The following is a 12572-nucleotide window of genomic DNA, read 5'->3' as shown; positions in this document are numbered from 1 at the left end:
TTGAGGCTGATGGCCCCTTCGCGAGCAAGCCCGCTCCCACATTAGATTTTCGGCGTGCACAGAATATGTGTTCACGCCGATCAAATGTGGGAGCGGGCTTGCTCGCGAAGGCGACCTCATTGGCACCGCTTATTCCGCCTCAAGGTCCTCAATCCCGTGGACCTCCCTATGCGCCAGACGCTCTTTGATCCAGACTTGAGTTTCCTCCGAGAAACCAGCCAATTCTTCAGATCTGATCAGCTCATGAGTACACAGCCCCAGCAAGTGAGCAGGCGCCTCATTGCGTGAGTGTCTGAAAACGCCAAACGCCCAATACAGCTCCTGCTGGCCGGCCTTCAGCCTTTCTTCACTGGCTTCAATACGCTCATAAGGCGCCAGGCTTTTATCCAGCACCGTGCGCTCGACCTCCTCCATGATCCGGATACACATCCGCTCATGGGCTACCGGACGCAATGCGCTATAGAGCTTCCAATCCGACTCGTTCATTGCCAACTCCTGCTTCCTGGTCGCCTGGTTGAGGCTTTAAGAATAGCTGCGTCGACCGAACTGCAATCGCCAACCTTCAATTGCGCATCGCTCAAACCTCGCGCAAACATCAATACAATCTCTGCCATTCACCGCAACAAAATCTCAATAAACTCGACTTTTCGAGTATTCCTCTCAATTTTTTTCGACTGCTTGCCATCCTTCACCCCCGCGGTTAGGGTTGAAGGCATGAAAACCTCTCACACCCTCATTCAGCTTCGCCAGCACCGCAGCCTGTGCCTCGTCAGCGCACGACTGCCAGGCTGAATCGCGGTGCCTCGTCTTACGCTTTATCCCCAGAACATTTGATCCACCGGCAGGCCGCCTTTTTTCGGCCCACACAATAAGGATTTCCCGATGAGCATGCTCAAAGACCCGTCTTCGAAATACCGCGCGTTCCCGACCATCGACATCCCGGACCGCACCTGGCCATCGAAGACCATCACCGCAGCGCCGATCTGGTGCAGCTCGGACCTTCGTGACGGTAACCAGTCGCTGATCGAGCCCATGGACGCGGTCAAAAAGCTGCGCTTCTGGAAAACGCTGGTGCAAGTCGGTGTGAAAGAAATCGAAGCCTCGTTCCCGGCCGCTTCGCAAACCGACTTTGACTTCGTGCGTACGCTGATCGAAGACGGCCACATCCCGGACGACACCACCATTCAGGTGCTGACCCAGGGCCGTGAAGACTTGATCGCACGCACCTTCGAATCCCTGCGCGGTGCCAAGAAAGCCATCGTTCACCTGTACAACGCGACCTCCCCTTCCTTCCGCCGCATTGTCTTCAATCAGGACAAGGACGGGATCAAGGCCATCGCCGTGAACGCCGCCAAGCTGTTCGTCAAATACGCCGCCCAGCAGCCAGACACCGAGTGGACCTTCGAGTACTCGCCAGAAACCTTCAGCGCCACCGAGCTGGAGTTCGCCAAGGAAGTCTGCGACGCGGTCATCGAAGTGTGGAACCCGACGCCTGAGCACAAGGTGATCCTCAACCTGCCTGCCACCGTCGAATGCGCCACCCCGAACATCTATGCCGACCAGATCGAATGGTTCGGTCGCCACATCAACCGTCGTGACAGCGTGATCATCAGCCTGCACACCCACAACGACCGTGGCACTGGCGTAGCCGCCACCGAGCTGGGCCTGATGGCCGGCGCCGACCGTGTCGAAGGTTGCCTGTTCGGCAACGGCGAGCGTACCGGTAACGTCGATCTGGTGACCGTGGCATTGAACCTCTACACCCAGGGCATCCACCCTGAACTGGACTTTTCCGATATCGACGGCGTGCGCAAAGTCGTCGAAGAATGCAACCAGATCCAGGTGCACCCACGTCACCCCTATGTCGGCGACCTGGTTCACACCGCGTTCTCCGGTTCCCACCAGGATGCGATCCGCAAGGGCTTCTCCCAGCAGAAACCGGACGCCCTGTGGGAAGTGCCGTACTTGCCGATCGACCCGGCCGACATCGGCCGTAGCTACGAGGCAGTGATTCGCGTCAACAGCCAGTCGGGCAAGGGCGGTATCGCTTACCTGCTGGAACAGGAATACGGCATCAACTTGCCGCGCCGCATGCAGATCGAGTTCAGCCAGGTCGTGCAGCGTGAAACCGATCGTCTGGGTCTTGAAATGACAGCCCAGCAGATCCACGCGCTGCTGCACAGCGAGTACTTGCAGGCCAACACCCCGTACGCGCTGGTCAGCCATCGCTTGCAGGAAGAAAACGGTCACAGCGCCGTGGAAGTGGAAGTCTCCAGCAAAGGTCAGGGCGAAACCAACCTGCACTGGCGTGGCAAAGGCAACGGCGCGCTGGAAGCACTGGTGGCCGGTCTGCCGATCCCGGTGGAAATCATGGACTACAACGAACACGCCATCGGCGCGGGCACCAATGCCAAGGCTGCGGCCTACATTGAACTGCGCGTAAACGGTGAACGTGCGGTGCACGGCGTCGGCATCGATGAAAACATCACCACCGCCAGCTTCAAGGCCCTGTTCAGCGCGCTGAACCGCTCCCTGAGCCAGCCGGAAGCGAAAGCGGCGTAAGTTTGCGCTGCAACGCAAAAGGCCCCGGGGTGTGAACCTCGGGGCCTTTTTGTTTGCCTGGGATTTTTGTGTTGCCTGTTCTGGCTTCTTCGCGAGCAAGCCCGCTCCCACAGTGGATTTTTGGTGTACACAAAATCTGTGTTCACACCGATCAAGTGTGGGAGCGGGCTTGCTCGCGAAGACGGACGGTCAGGCAGCGAAAGTCTCAGGTGAACTCGAAGGTATCCGCATCCAGATTCGCCGGAAACCGCGTGCGATAAGCAGCCAGCTCCGCCGCATCCAGAACAACCTTGAAGACCCCATCGGCATCACCTGCGCTGAGCAACGTCTCACCCTGAAAATCCAGGACCTGACTGTCACCGGTATACGCAAAGCCTTTGCCATCGGTACCGATGCGGTTCACCGCCGCCACATAGCAGAGGTTTTCAATCGCCCGTGCCGGTAGCAAACGGTTCCAGTGCTGACGTCGTGCGCCTGGCCAATTGGCGGTGTACAACAATAGATCGGTGTCTTGAGGGTCGCGGCTCCAGACCGGGAAACGCAGGTCGTAGCAAATCAGCGGCCGCACTCGCCAGCCCTTCAATTCGAACTGCACCTGACGCTCGCCCGGGGTGAAATGGTTGTGCTCACCCGCCATGCGGAACAGGTGACGCTTGTCGTAATGCCACACCTCCCCGTCCGGGCGCGCCCATAACAGACGATTGCGATGACTGCCGTCAGGCACCTGGACGATGATGCTGCCGGTGATCACCGCATCCAGTTTCGCCGCCTGAACCCGCAGCCATTTACTGGTGGGGCCATTTTCCGGCTCGGCGAGGGTTTCCGATTCCATGGAGAAACCGGTGGTGAACATCTCCGGCAGGATGATCAGGTCAGCGCCGCGAGCCTGTTCCAGCAAGGGCTCGAAATGCTCCAGATTGGCCTGACGATCATGCCAGGCCAGGGTGGTCTGGATCAGCGCAACATTCAGATTGGGCAGAGCACTCAGATCACGCATAGTTTTGCCGCTGCTTCACGCAGGGTCTCCTCGCGTTTGGCAAAGCACAGGCGCACCAGGCGCTGGCCGACCGGTGGCGTCTGGTAGAACACCGAGATCGGGATGCTCGCGACGCCATGTTCGCGGGTCATCCATAGCGCCATCTCGACGTCATTGAGGTCCGGGCGAATCTGCGAGTAATCGACCAATTGGAAATAAGTACCGGCCACGCGGCTGAAACTGAAGCGTGACGGCGCCAGCAGATCACAGAACAGATCGCGCTTGGCCTGATAGAAATCCGGCAACTCTTCGACGTGTTCCGGGTGCTCGGCCATGTAATCGGCCAACGCGTATTGCAGGGGCGTCACGCCGCAGAAACTGACGTATTGGTGAACCTTGCGCAGCTCGGCGGTGAGGGCTGGCGGTGCCACTACATAACCGGTTTTCCAACCGGTGACGTGGTACGTCTTACCGAACGAGCTGACCACAAATGCGCGTTGATAGAGTTCTTCGTGGGCCAATACGCTGACGTGAGGCACGCCGTCGAATACCAGGTGTTCGTAGACTTCGTCGCTGATTACATAGATATCGCGGTCGCGGATCAACGCTGCTAACTGATCCAGCTCGGCACGATTGATCAACGCGCCGCTGGGGTTGTGCGGGGTATTGAGGATAATCATCCGCGTACGCGGCGTAATGGCTTCAGCAAGCTTCTGGAAGTCGATGCTGAAATCGTTAAGGCCCAGTTGCACATGCACGCAACGGCCACCCGCCAGCTCCACCGAAGGTTCATAACTGTCGTAGGCCGGGTCAAACACGATGACTTCGTCACCGCTATGGATCACCGTCTGAATGGCGCAGAAGATCGCCTGAGTCGCGCCAGGGGTGACCGTCACTTCGCTGTCGGCATCGACATGGGCGCCGTAGCTGCGAGCGATCTTCGCCGCAATCTGCTGACGCAACACCGGCAGGCCAGTCATCGGTGAATACTGGTTGTGGCCACTGGCGATATGCCGACCGACTGCATCGCGCAGGGCCTGCGGGCCGTCGAAATCGGGAAAACCCTGGGACAGATTGATCGCCCCGGTTTGCGCCGCGAGCTGAGACATCTGCGTGAAGATAGTGATGCCGACATTCGGCAGCTTACTGGTGATCATCGGTGATTCCCTGCGCTACACCCGGCTCTACGACGGCACGGGAGAGCTCGAGAATAGCCCAAACGGCGCCCATAAAAAAAGGCGCATAAAGCGCCCTTTCTGTAACCCGATCCTGTGGGAGCGTGGCTTGCCCGCGATAGTCACGCCGCGGTGTTACAGGTACACCGCGTTATCGTTCATCGCGGGCAAGCCCGCTCCCACAGGAACCGGGTTAGCCATAAATCAGCGCTTGTCGCGGCGCTTTTTGTCGGCCTTCTTGTGGTGCGACATCATGCGACGCTTCTTGTTGACCTGACGGTCGGTGAGCGAATTCTTGTTGCCTTCATACGGGTTCTCGCCGCCCTTGAACTCGATGCGGATCGGCGTACCGACCAGCTTCAAGACACGACGGTAAGTGTTTTCCAGGTAACGAACGTAAGACTTCGGCACCTTCTCGATCTGGTTACCGTGGATCACGATGATCGGCGGGTTGGCACCACCCAAGTGGGCATAACGCAGCTTGATCCGGCGGTTGTTGACCATCGGTGGCGCGTGCTCGCCAACCGCATCTTCCAGAATCTGGGTCAGGCGGTTGGTCGGCCAGCGGGTGACCGCGGACTTGAACGAGTTCTGTACCGAGGCGTAGAGGTTGCCTACGCCGGTGCCGTGCAGCGCCGAGATGAAGTGGATGTCGGCGTAGTCAACGAAGAACAGTCGACGTTGCAGCTCGACCTTCACGAAGTCGCGCTCGCTCGGCGTCATGCCGTCCCACTTGTTGATCGCGATGACCAGCGCACGACCCGATTCAATGGCGAAGCCCAGCAGGTTGAGGTCGTGGTCCACCACGCCTTCGCGGGCATCCATCACGAAGATCACCACGTTGGCGTCTTTGATCGCTTGCAGGGTTTTGACCACGGAGAACTTTTCGACTTCTTCGTGGATCTTGCCGCGCTTGCGCACACCGGCGGTGTCGATCAGCGTGTACTTCTCGTCGTTACGCTCGAACGGGATGTAGATACTGTCGCGGGTGGTGCCGGGCTGGTCATAAACGATTACCCGGTCTTCACCGAGCATGCGGTTGACCAAGGTCGATTTGCCAACGTTCGGACGGCCGATGATGGCGATCTTGATACCGTCTTTTTCGCTTGGGCCAGGAATGCGCTTGGCTTCCTCGCCTTCGGCAACGATCTCTTCCTCGCCTTCTTCCGGTTCTTCTTCGTCTTTCGGGAAGTCGCTGAGGGCGATTTCCAGCATCTGGGTGATGCCACGACCATGAGCACCGGCGATCGGGATCGCGTGGCCCATGCCCAACGGGGCGAATTCGGCGCGGGCCATTTCAGGGTCGATGTTGTCGACCTTGTTGGCAACCACGTAAGAACGCTTGTTACGCTTGCGCAAGTGCTCGGCGATCATCTGGTCGGCCGCGGTGAAACCGGCCTTGGCATCTACCAGGAATAGAACGACATCCGCTTCTTCAATGGCCAGCAGCGACTGCTCGGCCATTTTTTCGTCCATACCGTGCTCGTCACCGGAGATACCGCCGGTGTCGACCAGAATGTAGGAACGCCCTTGCCACTTGGCCTCACCGTACTGGCGATCACGGGTCAGACCGGACAAGTCGCCGACGATGGCGTCGCGAGTCCTGGTCAGGCGGTTGAACAAGGTGGACTTGCCGACGTTCGGTCGGCCCACCAGGGCGATTACGGGAACCATGCGGCTCTCCACTTCGTTATTTCAGAAAATACAAAAGCCGCTGCGAGGCAGCGGCTGGTGCTCGGGGCAGCGCCTGTAAGCACTGCGAGCCCCGCAAAACGGGGCCGCTTGGGGGTTAAACCCCAAGCATAGTCTTTACTTAATGGTCAGGGCTTCCAGTTTGCCACTGTTGCCATACAGATAAATCGTGTCACCCACCACCAGCGGACGGGCACGCAGGCCGTCGCTGTCAATGCGCTCGCGGCCGACGAAACGACCGTCCACCTGACTCAGCAGGTGCAGGTAACCTTCCATATCACCGACTGCAACATAGCTGGAGAACACTTCCGGAGCCGACAGTTGACGGCGGGCCAGCGAATCGTTGCTCCACAAAGCAGTGGTAGAACGTTCGTCGACGCCTTCAACGGTGCCTGCAGACAGGCTCACGTAGACGCTGCCAAAACCCTGAGCAACGCCGGCATAGCTGGAAGCATCACGCTGCCAGAGTTGACGACCGCTTTCCAGGTCCAGTGCCGCGACACGACCCTGGTAGCTGGCGACATACAGTGTACCGCCGGACAGCAGCAAGCCACCGTCGATATCGACCACACGCTCCAGCTCCGAACGACCTTGTGGAATCGCTACGCGTTGTTCCCATACCGGCACGCCGTTGGAAACATCCAGAGCGACCACTTTACCGGTCGACAGGCCAGCCACCGCGAGGCGGTTGGTGACGATCGGTGCGCTGGTGCCGCGCAGGGTCAGAACCGCTGGCGTGCTGTCGTACAACCAGCGCTGGTTACCGGTAGCGGCATCCAGACCGATCAGACGGTCATCCTGGGTCTGAACCACAACAACGTCACCGTTGGTGGCCGGCGGCGCGAGCACTTCACTGGTCACGCGAGCGCGCCATTTCTCTTCACCGCTGCTGGCGTCCAGGGCAACGATTTCGCCCTTCAGCGTGCCGATCATGACCAGACCGTAACCCACGCCAACGGCGCCGGAAACAGGCAGTTCGAGATCTTTCTTCCATTTGACGTCGCCATTGCTGCGATCCATCGCCATCACCACACCGGTGACGTCGCCGGCATAGATGGTATCGCCATCGATCGCCGGAACCAGCATGTTGTAGGTTTCGCCCTGACCGTCACCGATCGAACGACTCCACTGCTTTTGCAGAACCACTTCTTCTTTGAAGTCGGTCAACTCGGCCGGTGGCAATTCTTTTTTGCTGTTGCTGCTGCAACCCGCGGCCAATATGGCCAGAGCCAGCAATGCTGCATGTTTCCAACGGATCACGTCACGCATCCCCTTTGGCCAGGTCGTCCAGCTTGATTTGTAGGCCACCGACCGCCGCTTCATCCGACAGTGCCGCCTTGGCTTTTTGATACGCCGTGTTCGCTTCGTCGGTACGACCCAACTGCACCAGCAGGTCGCCTTTGAGTTCTTCGCGAGTAGCCAGGAAGGCTTTGTCGGCATCGCCTTCGAGCAGTTTCAGGGCTTCATCGACCTTGTTCTGCGCGGCCAGTACCTGCGCCAGGCGCTGACGGGCAATTTCGCCGAGTGCCGGATTGGCCGGTTTGTCGACAATGGCTTTCAGCTCGCTGACTGCGTCGTCCAGCTTGCCGCTATCGACCGCGACTTTCGCCACGAACAGGCTGCCGTATTGCGCGTAAGCGGTGCCGCCGAACTCGCTGTTGAGCTTGCTAGCCAGATCCGAAACACGTGCAGCATCAGGCTTGCCATCAGGCGTCAGCGTGGTTTCGAGCAATTGCTGATAGAGAATCGAGGCGCCTTGCGACTGATTGCTCTGATACTTCTGAAAGGCCTGCCAGCCGAACACGATGACCAGCGCCAACAGGCCGCCAGTGACCAGGGGCTTGCCGTTGCGTGTCCACCAGTCCTTCAACTCCGCCAGATGTTCGTCTTCGGTACTCGACACCCCAATACTCCTTAATCGCTAAATCGGCTGTTTGACAGCTTCAACCCTGCACGACGCAGGTGGCCAGGTGTGCAGCAAGCGCATCCCAGGCAATGCTTTGTTGTTCGCCCTGGCCACGCAGGGGTTTGAAACCTACCACTTGCTGGGCCATTTCGTCGTCACCGAGGATCAATGCGTACAGCGCACCGCTCTTGTCGGCTTTCTTGAACTGGCTTTTGAAGCTGCCGGCGCCGGCATTGACTTGCAGGCGCAGGTTGGGCAATTGATCACGAACGCGCTCGCTCAGGACCAGACCGGCCAGCTCGGCGGCTTCACCGAAGGCGCAGAGGTAGACATCGACCTGACGGGAGATTTCTTCGGGAATCTGCTCCAGGGTTTCAAGCAATAGCACCAAGCGCTCGATACCCATGGCAAAACCAACGCCCGTGGTCGGCTTGCCGCCCATCTGCTCCACCAGACCGTCGTAGCGACCACCGGCACACACGGTGCCCTGAGCGCCCAACTTGTCGGTGACCCATTCGAAAACGGTCTTGCTGTAGTAATCCAGCCCGCGAACCAGCTTCGGGTTGATCACATAAGGAATGCCGGCGGCGTCCAGACGAGCCTTGAGGCCCTCGAAGTGCACGCGGGATTCTTCGTCGAGGTAGTCGGCCATTTTTGGCGCGTCGGCCAACGCCGCTTGAGTGTCGGGATTCTTGGTATCCAGAACCCGCAGCGGGTTGGTCTTCAGACGGCGCTGGCTGTCTTCGTCCAGTTGATCCAGGCGAGCGGACAGGTATTCGACCAGTGCTTCACGATAACGACCACGGGACTCGCTGGTGCCCAGGCTATTGAGTTCGAGCTTGACCGCATTGCGGATACCCAGCTCTCCCCACAGGCGCCAGGTCAGCACGATCAGCTCGGCGTCGATGTCCGGACCGTCGAGGTTGAAGACTTCGCAACCGATCTGGTGGAACTGGCGATAACGACCTTTCTGTGGACGTTCGTGACGGAACATCGGGCCGATGTACCAGAGCTTCTGCACCTGGCCGCCGCCGGTGATGCCGTGCTCGAGCACCGCACGCACGCAGGCCGCTGTGCCTTCAGGGCGCAGGGTCAGGGAATCGCCGTTGCGGTCGTCGAAGGTGTACATCTCCTTTTCGACGATGTCGGTCACTTCACCGATGGAGCGTTTGAACAGCTCGGTGAACTCGACGATCGGCATGCGAATCTGCTTGTAACCGTAGTTATCCAGCAAACGCGAGACGGTGCCCTCGAAATGACGCCACAGGGGAGTCTGTTCGGGCAGGATGTCGTTCATGCCACGAATGGCTTGCAGAGACTTGCTCACTTTAAATCCTTAAATTCGTTCGACTTAGCCGCGCGCAATGACTGCTGCGTCAGCTTCGACCTTTTCGGCCGCTTTCTGGCGGATCAAGCGTTCAAGCTCATCCACCAGATTGTCATTAGTCAGTTTCTGCGCCGGCTTGCCGTCGATGTAAATCAGGTTTGGCGTGCCGCCGGTCAAGCCGATATGGGCTTCCTTGGCTTCGCCCGGTCCGTTGACCACGCAACCGATCACCGCGACATCCAGCGGCACCAGCAGGTCTTCGAGACGCCCTTCCAGCTCGTTCATGGTTTTGACCACATCGAAGTTCTGCCGCGAGCAGCTCGGGCAGGCGATGAAGTTGATGCCACGGGAACGCAGGTGCAGGGATTTGAGAATGTCGTAGCCGACTTTCACTTCCTCGACCGGGTCGGCCGCCAACGAGATGCGAATAGTATCGCCAATCCCTTCGGCGAGCAGCATACCGAGGCCCACGGCGGATTTCACCGTGCCTGAACGCAAACCACCGGCTTCGGTGATGCCCAAGTGCAGCGGCTGGACGATTTCCTTGGCCAGCAAGCGGTAGGCGGCGACGGCCATGAACACGTCGGAAGCTTTCACGCTGACCTTGAAATCCTGGAAGTTCAGGCGCTCGAGGTGCTCGACGTGACGCAAGGCAGACTCGACCAGCGCGGCTGGAGTCGGCTCGCCATATTTCTTTTGCAGGTCTTTTTCCAGGGAACCGGCGTTGACGCCGATGCGGATCGGAATCCCGCGATCACGGGCAGCATCGACCACCGCGCGCACGCGGTCTTCACGACCGATGTTGCCCGGGTTGATTCGCAGGCAATCGACGCCCAGTTCAGCGACGCGCAAAGCGATCTTGTAGTCGAAGTGGATATCAGCCACCAACGGCACTTTGACCAACTGCTTGATCTTGCCGAAGGCTTCGGCGGCGTCCATGTCCGGCACGGAAACCCGCACGATATCGACACCTGCGGCTTCCAGACGGTTGATCTGGGCCACGGTGGCGGCCACGTCATTGGTATCGCTGTTGGTCATGCTCTGCACAGCGATAGGCGCATCGCCGCCCACGGGCACGTTGCCGACCCAGATCTTGCGGGATTCGCGACGTTTGATTGGAGATTCGCCGTGCATGACTTATTGACCCAACTTCAGGCGAGCAGTCTCGCCACTGGTGAACGGAGCGACATCAACCACCTGCCCGTTGTAGCTGACCTGCGCGCCACGGGCGAAGCCCAGACGCACGGAAAAAGGCGGTTTGCCGCTGACAGTAACATTTTCGCCTTTACGCTTGAGACCACTCAACAGCACCTTACCCGTGCCATCGGTCACTTGCGTCCAGCAATCGGCGGTGAATTGCAGTTGAACCTGGCCTTGGCCAGCCACCGGAGCTGCCGGAGCCGGAGCCGGAGCGGGCGGAGCAATCGGAGCTGTGATAACCGGTGCAGGTACAGCGGGAACAGCCGGGGCTGGCGTCGCTGGTGTCGCGACAACCGGAGCAGTGCTGTGGGCCGCAGCCGCAGGCGTTACTGCTGGAGCCGCTGACGCGGGAACCGGAGCGCTCGTTTCGGCACTGACTGGCTCCTCGGTCGAAGTCTCGGCCTGAGGCAGCGCAAGAGGCGTTTCACCTTCAGCCTGACCTTGCGCAACGGCCTGATCTTCCGGCTCGTCCAGAGGATGGATCTGGGTGGTGCCGTCGGCGCCTTCGACTTCAACGTGTTCCGGAGCCAGGCCGGTCAGGTCCTTGGTGCGCAATGAAGTTTGATCCTGCCACCAGATAAAACCACCGCCAATCACCGCGAGCAGCAACAGCAGGCTGACAATTCGCAAAATGGTGTGGGAAACCCGAACCGGCTCTTCGATACGTCCCAGGCTGTGGACGTTGCTGCCCTGGGAGTCGGTGCCGGTGGATTGGTCGAACTGCTGGACCAGAACGGTTTGGTCCATGCCGAGCAATTTGGCATACGCGCGAATATAGCCACGGGCAAAGGTGTGCCCAGGCAGCTTGTCGAAAGCGCCGGCTTCCAGATTACTCAGGGAATTGACGGTGAGGTTGAGCTTGAGGGCCACTTCGGCCAGCGACCAGCCATTGCTTTCGCGGGCCTGGCGCAAAGTCTCACCGGGGTTAACGCGATTCGCTGCTACAACTTCGGGATGCGCCGCTTTCATCATTGCTCCGACAGGTATTGCTGATATTCCGGCGTACCGGGATAGAGTCGTTTTAATTGCAGGCCAAAACTGGCGGCCTTGTCGCGATCTTCGAACACTTTTGCCAGCCGAACGCCGAGCAATAGACTACGTGCATTTTGTTCGGTGAGCAGGCTAAAACGGTCGTAATAGTCACGCGCGGGCACATAATGCCTGTCTTCGTAAGACAACTCAGCCATTTCCAGCAATGCACGTGGTTGTTGGCGATTCAAACGCAGGGCTTTTTCCAGTTGCTGGCGGGCCAGATCACGCTGGCCAAGCTTTGAAGCGGTCATGCCCAGGTTTTCGAAAACCCGTGAACGCTCAGGATACAGGGTATCGGCGGCGGCCTGTTCGAAGCGTTCGTATGCCTCTTTGTAACGTTTCTCTTCGAAAAGAAAACTGCCGTAGTTATTCAGGATTCGCGCATCGGCGGGACGAGAAGACAGTGCCTTGCGAAAATGCTGATCGGCCAGTTCCGGCTCCATCTCGGCCTGGAACACCAGCCCCAGCGCCGCGTTGGCGTCAGGATCCGAGCTATCCAGGTCCAAAGCCTTCTTCAACGGGACTTTGGCGCGCTCGGTCATGCCTTGCTGCAGATACCCCAGGCCCAGCTGCACGTAAGCGGCACGCGCTTCATCACGGCCCTTGCTGGTCTTCATCGGGTTGAAATCGCCCGACAGGACACAACCAGCACAGAGGCTGGCCAACAGCACAAGCAGCGCGAAGCGCAGGGACATAGAGATC

At 59.1% G+C, this 12572-nt stretch carries 11 protein-coding genes; 1 reads left to right on the top strand and 10 read right to left on the bottom strand.

The window, feature by feature from the left end:
* Positions 1 to 129: 129 nt before the first annotated feature.
* The gene (locus F6R97_RS20400) at positions 130 to 486 is read right to left on the bottom strand and encodes a hypothetical protein (RefSeq protein WP_050681793.1); all 357 of its coding nucleotides are present in this window, start codon (positions 484 to 486) and stop codon (positions 130 to 132) included.
* 396 nt (positions 487 to 882) lie between these two features.
* On the opposite strand from F6R97_RS20400, the gene leuA reads away from it, so the two are divergent.
* Positions 883 to 2562, top strand: a complete 1680-nt coding sequence (leuA, locus tag F6R97_RS20395) for a 2-isopropylmalate synthase (protein ID WP_038981750.1) — start codon at positions 883 to 885, stop codon at positions 2560 to 2562.
* A gap of 205 nt (positions 2563 to 2767) precedes the next feature.
* Here leuA and F6R97_RS20390 read toward each other — a convergent pair whose 3' ends face one another.
* The 9 genes from F6R97_RS20390 to pilW all read right to left on the bottom strand — a co-directional run bounded on the left by F6R97_RS20390 (position 2768) and on the right by pilW (position 12565).
* On the bottom strand, positions 2768 to 3559 hold the full coding sequence (locus tag F6R97_RS20390; protein WP_038983610.1) for an amidohydrolase: 792 nt from the start codon (positions 3557 to 3559) through the stop codon (positions 2768 to 2770).
* Complete coding sequence (locus tag F6R97_RS20385; protein WP_038981748.1) at positions 3547 to 4695, bottom strand: pyridoxal phosphate-dependent aminotransferase; 1149 nt, start codon at positions 4693 to 4695, stop codon at positions 3547 to 3549. The genes F6R97_RS20390 and F6R97_RS20385 overlap by 13 nt, the downstream gene beginning before the upstream one ends.
* A gap of 222 nt (positions 4696 to 4917) precedes the next feature.
* Positions 4918 to 6387 (bottom strand): ribosome biogenesis GTPase Der, encoded by a 1470-nt coding sequence (gene der / locus F6R97_RS20380; protein WP_038981746.1) that lies wholly within the window; start codon positions 6385 to 6387, stop codon positions 4918 to 4920.
* A 135-nt stretch (positions 6388 to 6522) separates the two neighbouring features.
* Positions 6523 to 7674 (bottom strand): outer membrane protein assembly factor BamB, encoded by a 1152-nt coding sequence (gene bamB / locus F6R97_RS20375; protein ID WP_038981745.1) that lies wholly within the window; start codon positions 7672 to 7674, stop codon positions 6523 to 6525.
* Positions 7667 to 8308: a tetratricopeptide repeat protein gene (locus tag F6R97_RS20370; RefSeq protein WP_315866990.1), complete on the bottom strand. Its 642-nt coding sequence runs from the start codon at positions 8306 to 8308 to the stop codon at positions 7667 to 7669. The genes bamB and F6R97_RS20370 overlap by 8 nt, the downstream gene beginning before the upstream one ends.
* Positions 8309 to 8348: 40 nt before the next feature.
* On the bottom strand, positions 8349 to 9638 hold the full coding sequence (gene hisS / locus F6R97_RS20365) for a histidine--tRNA ligase (protein ID WP_315866989.1): 1290 nt from the start codon (positions 9636 to 9638) through the stop codon (positions 8349 to 8351).
* A 24-nt stretch (positions 9639 to 9662) separates the two neighbouring features.
* Entirely contained in the window at positions 9663 to 10772 is a 1110-nt protein-coding gene (gene ispG / locus F6R97_RS20360) for a flavodoxin-dependent (E)-4-hydroxy-3-methylbut-2-enyl-diphosphate synthase (RefSeq protein ID WP_008070966.1), read from the bottom strand.
* A gap of 3 nt (positions 10773 to 10775) precedes the next feature.
* Positions 10776 to 11807, bottom strand: coding sequence for a RodZ family helix-turn-helix domain-containing protein (locus F6R97_RS20355; protein ID WP_315866988.1), 1032 nt, complete (start codon positions 11805 to 11807; stop codon positions 10776 to 10778).
* The gene (pilW, locus tag F6R97_RS20350; RefSeq protein WP_007903601.1) at positions 11807 to 12565 is read right to left on the bottom strand and encodes a type IV pilus biogenesis/stability protein PilW; all 759 of its coding nucleotides are present in this window, start codon (positions 12563 to 12565) and stop codon (positions 11807 to 11809) included. The genes F6R97_RS20355 and pilW overlap by 1 nt, the downstream gene beginning before the upstream one ends.
* Between the last annotated feature and the right edge of the window lie 7 nt (positions 12566 to 12572).

Source organism: Pseudomonas sp. JV414, from assembly GCF_032424305.1.
Taxonomy (GTDB): domain Bacteria; phylum Pseudomonadota; class Gammaproteobacteria; order Pseudomonadales; family Pseudomonadaceae; genus Aquipseudomonas; species Aquipseudomonas lini.
The sequence above is the reverse complement of the archived record's forward strand: the minus strand, read 5'-3'. Positions and strand labels throughout refer to the sequence as shown.

What these genes read in the sequence shown, in the direction of transcription:
- F6R97_RS20390 (WP_038983610.1), bottom strand. Translation starts at nt 3,559, where the DNA reads ATGCGTGATCTGAGTGCTCTGCCCAATCTGAATGTTGCGCTGATCCAG.
- pilW (WP_007903601.1), bottom strand. Translation starts at nt 12,565, where the DNA reads ATGTCCCTGCGCTTCGCGCTGCTTGTGCTGTTGGCCAGCCTCTGTGCT.
- F6R97_RS20355 (WP_315866988.1), bottom strand. Translation starts at nt 11,807, where the DNA reads ATGAAAGCGGCGCATCCCGAAGTTGTAGCAGCGAATCGCGTTAACCCC.
- ispG (WP_008070966.1), bottom strand. Translation starts at nt 10,772, where the DNA reads ATGCACGGCGAATCTCCAATCAAACGTCGCGAATCCCGCAAGATCTGG.
- F6R97_RS20385 (WP_038981748.1), bottom strand. Translation starts at nt 4,695, where the DNA reads ATGATCACCAGTAAGCTGCCGAATGTCGGCATCACTATCTTCACGCAG.
- bamB (WP_038981745.1), bottom strand. Translation starts at nt 7,674, where the DNA reads ATGCGTGACGTGATCCGTTGGAAACATGCAGCATTGCTGGCTCTGGCC.
- F6R97_RS20400 (WP_050681793.1), bottom strand. Translation starts at nt 486, where the DNA reads ATGAACGAGTCGGATTGGAAGCTCTATAGCGCATTGCGTCCGGTAGCC.
- leuA (WP_038981750.1), top strand. Translation starts at nt 883, where the DNA reads ATGAGCATGCTCAAAGACCCGTCTTCGAAATACCGCGCGTTCCCGACC.
- der (WP_038981746.1), bottom strand. Translation starts at nt 6,387, where the DNA reads ATGGTTCCCGTAATCGCCCTGGTGGGCCGACCGAACGTCGGCAAGTCC.